Origin of the sequence: Bacteroides sp. 3_2_5, from assembly GCF_000159855.2 — a bacterium.
GTDB lineage: Bacteria > Bacteroidota > Bacteroidia > Bacteroidales > Bacteroidaceae > Bacteroides > Bacteroides fragilis.
Window position 1 is genome coordinate 88,726 of record NZ_JH636047.1, and the last position, 12,216, is coordinate 100,941.

The following is a 12,216-nucleotide window of genomic DNA, read 5'->3' on the forward strand; positions in this document are numbered from 1 at the left end:
AAATACATCACATATCCGGAATATAATGCGCTTCTCCCGGAATTTGTGAAAAAAACTCCCCGAAAGGATAATTTGCCCTTTTCCCATTCAGAAAATCCAGTAACAGAAGTATCCCCTCATACCGCCCTTTTTTTAAAGCTTTCTCACAAGCACTTTTCAAATCAGACAGATAGTTTTTTTCCCCTATCCTTACACCTTTATCTCCCGAAGAGAGTCTAAGCAATACATACCATGAAATTCCTTCCAACCCTGTAGCTAAAGAGTAATCGCCCAAGCGCCTGACATCATACTCCATCACTTTCTCATCAATCTTATTGCGCCCTTCATTATCATCATCTTCCACAAATCCCTTCCGGACCAGATATTCCACCCCCCAACCTATACCACACCATCCGAAAGACAGACCGACCGGCATCCCTAAGCAGACACTCTCCATCACTTCATCCAGCAATTCTCCGGCCAGTTCCTCAAACGCCCTCAATTCAGTGACACGTGAATAATCAAAAAAGAAAAGGCAACGTCCCATCTTTCCATAAAATAGCCCTATATCAAATTGTTTGCAAGAGAAGTAAAGCGATTTTGCTATTTGTTCTATATGTGCATCCATCTTATTCTTTTTTTAACAACCAACAGGTATTTCATAATCAAGACGATATAGTTCTTTTATCTTTGCTATCTGTTTTTCATCCTTCAGTTCAAACCGGACAGATGTGGCATTTGCCTTTTCTTCCGGCATATCCACTCCCCTCTCGGCTAAAAAACGGTTCAACTTGCTGAGAGGTACAATACAGTCCACATCAGCAGAAGTATAAAAATCAGATTGCCTGCGTATATGTTCATCCTGCCACAACGGATTTGCCTTCCCCAATTCAAACTCAACGAACGAAAGAAAGCGTTCAAAAGAACAATCCTGATACAGATTACACATGTACATGTATTGATTGAAGGTACGTTCAAGTATAAAATATTTATAAGCAGAAACCAGCCTTTCTACCGGATCCCTCCAAACCGCTACCTTCAAATACGATTTATGCTCCCTTTCATAACCAGACATCTCAGAAACCGGTACCAAAAAACGTTCTGGTTTTACCCGGGCGATATAAAAATGAGTCTGATCTTCGGTATCAGGAATCATACCTGCTGACGCATAAATAGCTATGTTTTCCAAAAAAGTAAGTCCACATTTCGAAATAAGGACAAAAGCCATACGATGCTTCTCTACAAGACAAAAGTTGCATCCGAAGAAGTCTAATGGTGGTTTGTTTAGCATTGTAATATCTTTCATGACATACTACGATTTTCAAGGTCTAACATACATAAAATGAAGTTGTTCAGCTCCCTGCCATCCCCCCTCATCCTTCCATCGTTTGGAGCCGGTCATAATACAGTTTCATCCTGTTGAGGATTTCCTCACTATACCATCTCCCAAGAGACTCTTGCCGCCTGAGTTCCTCACAAACACGAAGCATCTCTCCCGCCCTATCGTACAAAGTTGTATAAGTTCCGTCCGGATGCAATGTACAGGCAGTAGAATATATCTGCAACAGCCTTACATAGAGTGCTTCCTTTGCCTCTCTATATTTTTTCTCAAACAAGTGCTTACGGCTATATTCCAGTAACTTCTCAATAATCAATTGAATGGAAGCAATCCGCCTGCCCGCTGCCGTCGCCGTCATAATCGATCCTTCCCGTTGCCGGTAATAATAAAAATCAATATCGGCAACCGTTATTTTTTGAGCGGTTGTCAGCACCTGAGGAGTCCATAATTCATCTTCATGAACCAACCCCGGTTCAAAGCGAAATCCATTCTGTTCAATAAAATCCCTCCTATATAAATAATTGTATACCATGGGGACATAACACCTGCAATCCATCACTCTTGAAAAATATGTACTACCGGACACTACGGTGCCTGTCGCAAACAACTCTCTGCCCCTTCTTTCCCAACTTTGCACCTGTCCATCGGCATGCACCGCCAGTGTGTTTCCCGAAACAATATCAGTACGGGTCTTCGCTGCAATAGCACATAACACCTGCAAAGCATTCTCTGCCAGCCAGTCATCACTGTCCAGAAATGCCAGATAATGCCCGGAAGCATGTTCCATTCCGGTATTTCGTGCAGCAGAGAGCCCTTGATTCTCCTGTTCCACATAAACGAAACGAGCATCCTTACCCGCATACTCCCGCAGCAACCTCCCGGAATTATCCGTCGATCCGTCATTCACCAAAATGATCTCAATATCCGTTAAAGTCTGCTTCTCTAAAGAGTGCAGACATTCCGCCAGAAAAGGTTCCGTATTATAGACCGGAACCACCACCGAAACTACCGGTCTTTTTACCTCTTTCATATCCCTCCCAATTTTAGTTCGTGTATTTTTTGGCAAAGCCTGATTAACGGATTGCTCCGGACTTGCTCTAACTTTTTTGTAAACGACAATAATAAAGGCCGTTTCCTCCATGCATAAAAACGTTCATACAATGCCTCGTCATCATAGCATTGATTCATAAAAGCGGCTACTCCCTCGGGAGAATCGAAAGTACAAATATCCAGAAAACAATTTTCTCCCGGAGCAAATTCCCGAATATTGGGAGCTCCCAGATAGACCGGAACAGTACCGGCCAACAAAGGATTGAAAAACTTTTCTGTCACATAATCCTTCCCTATCGCATTCTCAAAACTTATCACAAACTGATAATCCCCGATCACACTAAGAAGTGTATCCCGTCCCCGATCCTCAACAGGTAATTCACAATTACGGTATAGTTTCCCATACGAATCGATGTCGGTATACTGCATCAATTCCTTAAGATACTCTTGTCGGTGACTCCGGTTCATATCACTCGAAATAAACATACATGCCTTCTTCTTATAAGGCTTTTCCCTCCGTGCCGTAACCAGCATCTTCCCATAATCCGATCCATAATAAGGATACACAATATCATCCTCCTGATGATACCCCATCCATAAGTCAAAACTCTCTCTGAACTCGGGATCCTTCGTCCAACTATAATTCTCTTCACATTCCAGACTCCATCCCACCCAAAGCTGTCCTTCCCGCTTATCGATTTCATCCTCCATCACCGAAGGCAAATCGGGCAAATGGAAAACCACAGCATCCGCCTTTGCAATGAGGTTTCGATCAGTCGTTATCACACAGCCCCCAGGTAAATCTTCCTTTCGGAACTCGAGTGGAAATCCCCACATCGTATTATAAAAAAGAATCAATATATCCATCTACCATCTATCTTTTATCAAGCTGCGAAACACATTTATCTGCCACTATTCATTCTATCTCTTTCAACTTTTTCCACGGAATCCTCCCTTTACCCGTCATGAAGAAATAAGCGAATACCGGTTCCGCCCAACGTACGGCAACAAAAGGTTTATATCTCTGTTGTAAATTTCTATACGACAGCTTCACAAAGGTCCCTAAAGGTATAAACCTCTCCGGATGTTTCCGGTAAGACTGCCGATAGCCCTCTTCATGCTCCTTCATCAGGGCACGCAAATGAAACCAACAAAAGCCGGCATCCAATATTTCATTCGGACAACGCATCACCTCCACCCCCCGATGACGGCCATCCGGCTTCGTTTCCGTCACATACCTGAATATCCGGTCCTCAGACACCTCAAAAAAGAAAGTATCACGCACGCCATTGAACGGAGGGAGTATCTCTTTGCTATCAGGCTCCGGATGTTCCTGCCCCAACCCTACCATCCACTCCCGGTCTTTCCGGAACAAGTTAATGCCCGACATCGAGACAGGCACTTTATACCGGATGATCATCTTCTCCAGATAAGAAGCATACAACGCATGTGTCCACAACGCAATTCGTTCCAGCCACCTGAACGGTCGCATCTCTATACGGTTGAAAGAGTCCACATAAGCCCGATACAGGTTGTAAGAGATACATTCCGCCACGTTGAACCGCACTTTTTTATCAGAACGGTAAGCATCACAGATATGTTTCAGCCGATCCGTAAAATAAACCTGATCGGCATCGATCTTCACTGCGTACCGATAGCTTGCTTTCGACAATGCATAGTTGCAATAACCTGCCAACGTATGGATAGAGTCGGGCGGCAACAGCTTTGCCTTCTCCAACTCCTCCTCATCCAGATCGATCGGATATACAGACGGCTGATACTCAAAGACCCTGATTTTATCCGGATATTGTGCCGCCTTCTGCCTGAGAATCTCCGGCGTACGATCCGTACAATCATGATAGACAGCTATCAACTCATCCAATCCATCGATACACGAATCAATGCACATCTCCAAAAAATCCTCACAATTCTTACAGCGCAATAACCCCGATACCCCGACGGGCCGTTCGCGTGTCAACGTATCCGTATCAACCACATAAATCTCCTTCAACGTAACAGGAGGCATTTTTTCTTTAATAAACCCTACCATATTCCGGAGAGTTTCTCCTCCTGTTGCCTGAAACCACAGAGGTTGTTCCTTCTCTATCCTCTGTTTAAAATCTTCATAATTCCCCAATATCCGGGACAAACCGCCGGTCAACTCCTCTTTCGTTTTCGCTATCATCCCCAGCCCCTCGGCTTCCACATCCGGAGAATACCGCGATCCCTCAGTCGGATCGTACACCAACGGGACAGCACCGTGTGCCACTCCCTCCATCAAAGAAGAAGAATAGTGTGCCACCCCTACCCGTGTGCGGGCAAATACCTCTGCCAGCTTTTCATCCGTTACCATTTCTATATTGGGAATCTGCTCCCATTCCATGCGTACCTCCTCACCTATCCTGAACTCGGGATGTTCACGCACCAGAAACCGCCGGGCGGGAAATTCCGCGGCAACCGTCCCTATCAGACGGATCATCTCTTGAAGATACCTTTTGTCACTCAGAAAAAAAGGTCCCTGCAAGAAAAAAGTAACACACTCCTTTTTCGTTTCATTACGTGGTTCCACCTGATACATATAACCCGTCGGGACAAAGTCCGGCAACGGATTATGCTTCCCCCACAAAGTCCGGAAACCTTCCCCCCACATCAGATAGTACCGGTAAGGCATCCTCCTGAAAGCTGTGTGCATCAATGACGGCCATCCCTGCTGGATACACAAGGTCGGTATTCCATAATCACGCCCTATGGTGGCAAGCAATAACTGTTGGTAATGGCAACCTTCCAGAAAAATCAATCCTTTAGGTTGCAAGATCCTCATCAATATATCAAATGTATTCGCATATTGAAAAATCAAGGGAAACCACTCTTTCAGGAATGGATTAACCAATGGAACTGTTTTGGTAAATTCAAGAGTAATGGCCGTTACAAAGTCCGGCAACTCCGTTTCATCCGGAATCTCATATTCCGACAAGAGCAACACCGGTTCTTCCAGACGTTCAATCAACGGAGTCAGATAAGCCAACTGACGGGCATTATAAATATAGATCACCAACTGCCCGCCATAAGGTGCCAGTGCCTCATACCATTCATGGTCGTAGATTTTGTATTCCTCTTCCTGTCGCTCCCATTCTTCCACCTGCTTATCGGCCAGTATCTCCTTTACGCTACCCAATGCTTCCCCACAGCTCTTTCCTTCTTTACGTAACCGGTCGTACTCCTCTCTATGCCAAGTGAACTGCCAGAATAGTAAATTGATCAAAGGCACGCCCACATCATGCCTCCCAATTTTCAGCCAATACTCTTTCTCCTCCCTCAAATGGTTCACGTAGTCAGACAGCACCCTATCCAGCACCTCATAATACTCCACATAATAGTCCCGTCTATCCATATCTTTTTTATTAAAGCCCGGTTTCAATATAATGTTCAGCCAGCCCCCAATCCGCTTCTTCATCGATATCTATCATCCCTGCAGGACCGACCTCCACCACCTTCACAACTCCCGAAAGAAGCTGCCCGGAGTCCAGTATTCTCCCCACCGTAGAAGCATAGAAAGCTCCCGACTCTATCAGAAAACCTTTGTACTCCTGTCGGCGAGGTTTGGTTTCGAATGAATAGTCCAAAGGTCTCCCCTCATCACTCCAACGAAACTTCTTCAAACGGCAACAGGCAACATAGGAATCCGCTTCCCCCCTTTTCATCTCTTCTACAAGCCCCCTTAGTTCTTGTGCAGTCGTAAAAGGAGAAGTAGCCTGTAACAAAATAAAATCATCATTCCGGTCCGGCTTACGATAATTAAGATATTCCTGTACAACTTCCAGGCTGGAAGCCTCATCCCTTGCACTCCACTCACTGCGCCTGAATATCTGTACAACTTCTTTGTAACGGCCTCGTATCAGACTGTCCATTTCATCACAATTGGTCGCTACACATATCTCGTCCGCTATGCCGGAAGCAAGGACGGTATCGATAATCCAACATACCAGAGGTTTGTCTCCCAGCATACGCAGGTTCTTACCGGGAATACCTCTACTCCCTTTGCGAACCGGAACAAAACAGAAAGTACGATTCATAAGCTATTATCATTTATGGTTTCACATGACAGAGGTTCGGTTTTCCAATAGCCAATTCATAATTAGAGGGCGAAGGACACAGCCATTGGTAAATGCAGTCACAGCAAGGTTTTTGATCGCGGATGCGAAGCCAGGAATGACCTTCGGTCATCTCTTTATACAATACAGATGCTATTGTATCTTTCTCCATAACTCCAATCTCAGCATGGTTAACATTTGCATATATTTTATCATCAGGTAAAACAGTTAATCGCCCAAAATCATTCTTATTTATTTTCTGACTGACATAAAAATCTCTCTTCTCCAAACAAGTATTACAAATATCAGTCTCTTCCAAGTATACAGCATCTTTAAAAAAAGAAAGGTTATCTTCCTTATAAACAGGTCTTATTGATCTACTCTCTAACGAGTACTTGCTTACCAATTGCTCAGCAAGTTCATACTCATTATCCGATGTAATCAGGAATAACCACCGTTTATTCTGTTCTATGCCTTCTACCGTACGGCTCAGAGAAGAAAATAGTTCCTCATCAAATTTCCACATCGGTACCACAAAAGTTAACTGCCCGATTGTAGCATTCAAAAGTTTTTTATGGTTTTCTGTAAAAAGGTCGTATCGATAATAAAGCTGAATACTCATAGATTTTTGCTCCAGCATTCCCCATATTTCATTTAAGTCTTTATACATCAACACATCTCCACCCAATAAATAGACTTGACTTATTTGCTTATCTATACAACCATCTAACCATTGCAGGAGTTTTCTGCTATCCATCTCTTTATCGCTACATAAATATGAAGGGATCTGTTTCCAGATTGAATCGTCCTCTTCCTCACAACCATTCAAATAAAGATATATTTCTTCTAAGTAATTCATAACTTGATTATCCTTCTCTACCCATTCATAAGTATTCAATCTTTCAAAATCCCTCTGATTATTTATGAAAGGAGGAAAGATGGCGGGAGGAACGCTCCCGTCTGAAAATGGAAGAATATCACCATTAAACGTTTCTCTAAGTCTATTCACCCAAAAAGATACCGTTTGAGTTTGAAGATTTTCGTCTGATAATATAGTGTATTTATCTGTTTCCAGTTTATCCAGAATAAAATACATATCATTAGATACATCTATTTTCAATACCTTCTTATTTAAAGTATTATAGAAAAGGCATTCACCCTTTTTTCGAAAAAAAAGAGTATAAGGTTCTATATATAAGTAATAATTCATTGCATTAAATATTAAGTACTAAAAAATAAAAATCTCTTTCATCACTTTTGAATATGCCCAACGATTATGCTCCAAATAATCTACATTCATCGCTAAATATCCGGCAAACATTTCTCGGTTTTTAAAATTCCGGCAAACAACTTTATCTGCCAACACATTGGTATAATACATACACTGAGAACAAGATTCCTGCATATAACATTGTTTACACTGTGACAAAAGCTTAGAACAATATTTTCTGTGATTCTCAGCAACATGGGCAAAATTCAGTTCCACACCTTCATCAGTCACATGCCCAACAGCAAAGTCATGATCAATACGCTCACAAACTAATATTTTCCCATGTACCGTTACATACATTTTACGATTAAAAGGTATGCAAGTCCCCGTAGGCAATAATTTAAAATTCCTTTTCCCATAAAACATCGATCGATAATCTCTGAAGACCTCATTCGATAAATGATGCAAAAAGTAAGTCACAGTAGAAATATCCGGTGCATTATACATCAACTGCTGATCTATTTCCTTCCTACGAGGAGAAAGAGCAATACTTTGAAAAACACTTTTTCTCATTTCGGCATATTTCCCTTCTTGGGCGATACTGGAATTGTTCAACTCTGACAGAGAAGTCTGTTTATCAAATTCCGCCCGAAAAAAATCCACAATTCTTTCAATATTGCTTTCAGAATGAATTACACTGTTAAAGCTTACATACTTTTTAAAGTACTCAGGATAACAAAATTGTAAATTCTTTATTTGATCGAAAACTTGTACAAACGAACTTTTACCATTCACTGTTACCCGATGGCAGTCATCAGCTTTAGTACCATCCAAACTAACCAAAAGATGAAACTTATGCTCAACCAAAAAATCTTGATATACACGCAATAGCATGGCATTGGTTGTCATATTATATGCAAATTTCATACCTTCAGGTTTATGTTCGTCAATATAAGAAACAATCTGCTTTATCAGATCCATATTCATAAGTGGTTCACCACCATAAAAACCAACAGTAAGAGTGCGAGCAACTGATAAGTGAGGTTTTTTCTCCCAAATGCCAAATAAAAAATCAAGTATTTGTTTTGCCTTTGGAAAATCTAAGTTCTCACCTTTCCGCTCATCGTATCCATAATATAAATCACCAAAAGCACAATAGCGGCAACGAAGATTACAACGTTCTGTAACCTCGAAAGTAAGAACCGTCAGGTTCTCAACTTCTCTTCGGACCATAGTTTCAGTGATCTCTCCAAACTCCGTCTTCACTTTTTCACCAATAAATTCGTTTTCCTTCAGAAATTTATATTTTTGTAAATAGTGAAGTATCTGCTCTTTAGGATAACATCTCAGTTCTTCATCTTCCTCAATATTTTTCTTTTCTTCCATAACCGTATAAATCCTTTTCAAGATCGGATGAAGAGGCAAATATTCCTTATGCCGAAACGAATAAACATAAGCATGAAACGGAGTAGAAAATGCAATATCATTTTTCATATATCTATGTATTTACTTGCTTCCTGATTTGCCTCGAAAGCAATAGATCTAACATAATTACAAATACTATTATTTCCTCCACAAAATACATATATCTTGTGATCTGCCAAATTTCTTTAACTAAGGCTATTCAACTTTATTTCGTCTTAATGCTCTCATAATATTTAAAATTTAGTTATTGTTTCAGTTTTCCAATGATAAGAATGTCATTATCATTCTCGTGAAGACTATTTCGTAAATCAGTGGCCCGTTTACATACGTCAGGCTCCAAATCTGTTTGGGTAAGGACTTTATCTAAAGCATCCATCAGTTCAAGAGGATCATAAGAGATACAGACATAACCATTCTTCATAGCTAAAAAAAGATAAGATAAACCTAAAAGAGGATCAGTAAAGCGATCAATGCGCCGTACATTGCCATCCTTTTTCGAAACACAAACATTAAAGGCTGGTAAACGAACAGAAGAAACACATGAGGAAAGATTATTAGGATATAAAGTGACTTGCGCCCAATAACTCCTTGAAGTTTCATATAAAACAGTGCAAGCACTTTGATTTTCAGAAACAACATGATCTATTGTAAAGCATGGAGTTATTATATTCTTTACTGCATCATAGTGATACAAAGTATCAGGACGAGTACGCAACATGGGGTCTTCAAAAATAGAAAAAGAAATCGCATCCACATTCCGATGTGCCACTAAACCATTACTGTAATCTCCAATTAAACCGTAATGATTTACAGGAATCCGATGCACGATATCACCCTCCCTATTTTGCACCCAGCACACATTCTTATTAATTGCAAAGTTCGAGTTCACATTAGCAGAAAAGGGTAAAGTAACCACAGCTACGTTTTTTTTATCATAGTCCACCCATATCTGAGACTTATGTACTATTTCCCCGAAACGAATAACCTCATCCGGCAGATAATTCCCCTTTAAATCATAGACAAGCACCTTGTCAGCTCTTCCCGGGCCTAAATAAATACGGTTTTCTTTCTCATCCACCAACCATGAAAATAAGTATAAATACTCTCCCGGGCCTTGACCTACTCCGCCAATATCAGCCACATATCGTCCTTTACGCGTAAATAGCTTAACAGGAGATACAACGTCATCAGGTTGCAACAAAATATAATTATCCGTCACATAAACACTAGATGGATAGGTTTTAATAAGCGCCTCATCCCTATTGTCCAATCTAATGATTTCGTATGACTCCATTAAATCACCCAAAGACATCACTGTCCCTTTTGTCTTCTCTATTATACGCAAATCAACTGAGTAAAAAGAATTATCCTCACTTTTTACATTAACCTTATCAGCTGAACACGACCATAAAGTTACAAAAACAATAAAGTATAAATATTTTTTCATATACTCTTTTAGCTATTATCAATGACAAGCAATAATCAACCGCTTGTCATTGATAAAATACATTCATGACTCAGCGAATATCAAATTAATCCCTCAAAGAAATTAAAATTTGAATTTAGCCCAATTTGCCTAAGGCATGCCAGGAACTTTACTTCCGCCATAAACGGCCATATCAGAACCACTGCCCCCTACCCAGTTGCAAATAATATTACCTTCAGGAGAATACTTATCATCAGCTACATTAGCACTATAGTTAGTAGCTTTAAATTCTGCTCCTTGCTTACAAGCACATCCACAGGTATGCCCCCCGCGAAGCGCGTTCATTTCACGGTCTGCCAAATCTTCTTGACTTAAACTATTCAATTTAATACGTCTTAATGTTTTCATGATATTTAAAATTTAGTTATTGTTTCAGTTTTCCAATGATAAGAATGTCATTATCATTCTCGTGCAGACTATTTCGTAAATCGGCGACCCGTTTACGTACATCAGGCTCCAAATCTGTTTGGGTAAGGACTTTATCTAAAGCACCCATCAATTCAAGGGGTTCATAAGTAATACAAACATAGCCATTGCGCATAGTTAAGAAAGGATAAGAAAGTCCCAAAAAGTCATTTGTAAAACGATCAATGCGCTTCACACTACCATCTTTTTTAGAAACACGAACATTAAATACAGTCATACGAACAGGAGCTCCATCTGATAGCACTTTAGCTGGTCCAATAGTTACTCTACTCCAATAATATTCCGGAGTCTCATACAATGACGTTACAATATATTTATCCTCCTGCATTACATTATCTAAAGTAAAATAAGGTTTCAATAGATTATTAGCAATATCATAGTGATATAGAGTGTCAGGGCGTGTACGCCCGACAACCTGACAAAGGGAGAAAGAATAGGCATCAACATTCCGGGGAGCCAATACTTCATTACTATAATCCGGCACAATTGCATAATTTATAGCAGATATTTTTTGCAAGATATTCCCCTTAAAATCTTGTACCCAGCATAGATTCTTACTGATCGGTGCTTTTGGATTTCCTATATCAGCAAAGGGAAGAACGACCACTACAGCTTTTTCATTTTCCAAATCTATCCAAATGGAACTCTTCGTTATCGTTTCCGGCAATGAAATACTCTCTTCCGATAAAAATTGGCCTTTGAGATCAAAAAATAACATTTTTTTATTTTCGGCAATAGCCACACGTCCCTGCTTTTCATCAAGAAATCTATTCACAGCATATTTATACTCTCCAGGGCCTTGACCAACTCCACCTATATCAGCCACATATCGTCCCTTACGAGTAAATAATTTCAAAGCAGAAACGCCATCTGGCTCTATTAAGATATAATTGCTTGAAACATCGATACCAAAGGAATAAGTAGCAATCAATGCCTCTTCTCTGTTATCCAACTTAATAATTTCCAATGATTCTATCAAATCAGAAAGCAATATTTCTTCCCCTTTCATTTTCTCCATTTCCAGTAAATCGACAGAATAAAAGGATATATTATTCTGCTTGACTTCTTGTTTACATGAATGAAAAAAAACTCCTATAAATACGATCCATGTACCCCAATATTTATTCATCCGCATATTTATTAAATTGTATACATCAAAGATAAGTGTTGATCAGACATTTATCTTTGATGTAAGATTCATACCTTTAAG

Annotated in this window: 11 protein-coding genes; all 11 read right to left on the reverse strand. The window is 40.3% G+C overall.

Annotated elements, in window-relative coordinates; genetic code table 11:
- Window positions 1-7: 7 nt before the first annotated feature.
- On the reverse strand, window positions 8-607 hold the full coding sequence (locus BSHG_RS00235; RefSeq protein ID WP_005799104.1) for a hypothetical protein: 600 nt from the start codon (window positions 605-607) through the stop codon (window positions 8-10).
- Between the two features lie 12 nt (window positions 608-619).
- Window positions 620-1,285, reverse strand: a complete 666-nt coding sequence (locus BSHG_RS00230) for a sulfotransferase family 2 domain-containing protein (RefSeq protein WP_005799102.1) — start codon at window positions 1,283-1,285, stop codon at window positions 620-622.
- A 67-nt stretch (window positions 1,286-1,352) separates the two neighbouring features.
- A complete protein-coding gene (locus BSHG_RS00225; RefSeq protein ID WP_005804212.1) occupies window positions 1,353-2,348 on the reverse strand; it encodes a glycosyltransferase in 996 nt (331 codons plus the stop codon).
- The gene (locus tag BSHG_RS0220850; RefSeq protein ID WP_032497523.1) at window positions 2,345-3,235 is read right to left on the reverse strand and encodes a glycosyltransferase family 10 domain-containing protein; all 891 of its coding nucleotides are present in this window, start codon (window positions 3,233-3,235) and stop codon (window positions 2,345-2,347) included. Before BSHG_RS0220850 ends, BSHG_RS00225 begins: the two co-directional genes overlap by 4 nt.
- A 49-nt stretch (window positions 3,236-3,284) precedes the next feature.
- Window positions 3,285-5,759 carry a hypothetical protein gene (locus BSHG_RS00220; protein WP_008661752.1) on the reverse strand — a complete coding sequence of 825 codons (2,475 nt, stop codon included), beginning with the start codon at window positions 5,757-5,759 and terminating at the stop codon, window positions 3,285-3,287.
- 10 nt (window positions 5,760-5,769) lie between these two features.
- A complete protein-coding gene (locus BSHG_RS00215) occupies window positions 5,770-6,441 on the reverse strand; it encodes an acylneuraminate cytidylyltransferase family protein (RefSeq protein WP_008661754.1) in 672 nt (223 codons plus the stop codon).
- A 13-nt stretch (window positions 6,442-6,454) separates the two neighbouring features.
- Window positions 6,455-7,669, reverse strand: coding sequence for a TIGR04150 pseudo-rSAM protein (locus tag BSHG_RS00210; protein ID WP_005799098.1), 1,215 nt, complete (start codon window positions 7,667-7,669; stop codon window positions 6,455-6,457).
- Window positions 7,670-7,687: 18 nt separating this feature from the next.
- Window positions 7,688-9,163, reverse strand: coding sequence for a radical SAM peptide maturase (locus tag BSHG_RS00205; RefSeq protein WP_008661758.1), 1,476 nt, complete (start codon window positions 9,161-9,163; stop codon window positions 7,688-7,690).
- Window positions 9,164-9,338: 175 nt separating this feature from the next.
- Entirely contained in the window at window positions 9,339-10,541 is a 1,203-nt protein-coding gene (locus BSHG_RS00200; RefSeq protein WP_008661761.1) for a 6-bladed beta-propeller, read from the reverse strand.
- A gap of 129 nt (window positions 10,542-10,670) precedes the next feature.
- Window positions 10,671-10,928, reverse strand: a complete 258-nt coding sequence (locus BSHG_RS00195; RefSeq protein WP_008661762.1) for a TIGR04149 family rSAM-modified RiPP — start codon at window positions 10,926-10,928, stop codon at window positions 10,671-10,673.
- A gap of 16 nt (window positions 10,929-10,944) precedes the next feature.
- Entirely contained in the window at window positions 10,945-12,135 is a 1,191-nt protein-coding gene (locus BSHG_RS00190; RefSeq protein WP_008661765.1) for a 6-bladed beta-propeller, read from the reverse strand.
- Between the last annotated feature and the right edge of the window lie 81 nt (window positions 12,136-12,216).

What these genes read in the sequence shown, in the direction of transcription:
- BSHG_RS00235 (WP_005799104.1), bottom strand. Translation starts at nt 607, where the DNA reads ATGGATGCACATATAGAACAAATAGCAAAATCGCTTTACTTCTCTTGC.
- BSHG_RS00230 (WP_005799102.1), bottom strand. Translation starts at nt 1,285, where the DNA reads ATGAAAGATATTACAATGCTAAACAAACCACCATTAGACTTCTTCGGA.
- BSHG_RS00225 (WP_005804212.1), bottom strand. Translation starts at nt 2,348, where the DNA reads ATGAAAGAGGTAAAAAGACCGGTAGTTTCGGTGGTGGTTCCGGTCTAT.
- BSHG_RS0220850 (WP_032497523.1), bottom strand. Translation starts at nt 3,235, where the DNA reads ATGGATATATTGATTCTTTTTTATAATACGATGTGGGGATTTCCACTC.
- BSHG_RS00220 (WP_008661752.1), bottom strand. Translation starts at nt 5,759, where the DNA reads ATGGATAGACGGGACTATTATGTGGAGTATTATGAGGTGCTGGATAGG.
- BSHG_RS00215 (WP_008661754.1), bottom strand. Translation starts at nt 6,441, where the DNA reads ATGAATCGTACTTTCTGTTTTGTTCCGGTTCGCAAAGGGAGTAGAGGT.
- BSHG_RS00210 (WP_005799098.1), bottom strand. Translation starts at nt 7,669, where the DNA reads ATGAATTATTACTTATATATAGAACCTTATACTCTTTTTTTTCGAAAA.
- BSHG_RS00205 (WP_008661758.1), bottom strand. Translation starts at nt 9,163, where the DNA reads ATGAAAAATGATATTGCATTTTCTACTCCGTTTCATGCTTATGTTTAT.
- BSHG_RS00200 (WP_008661761.1), bottom strand. Translation starts at nt 10,541, where the DNA reads ATGAAAAAATATTTATACTTTATTGTTTTTGTAACTTTATGGTCGTGT.
- BSHG_RS00195 (WP_008661762.1), bottom strand. Translation starts at nt 10,928, where the DNA reads ATGAAAACATTAAGACGTATTAAATTGAATAGTTTAAGTCAAGAAGAT.
- BSHG_RS00190 (WP_008661765.1), bottom strand. Translation starts at nt 12,135, where the DNA reads ATGAATAAATATTGGGGTACATGGATCGTATTTATAGGAGTTTTTTTT.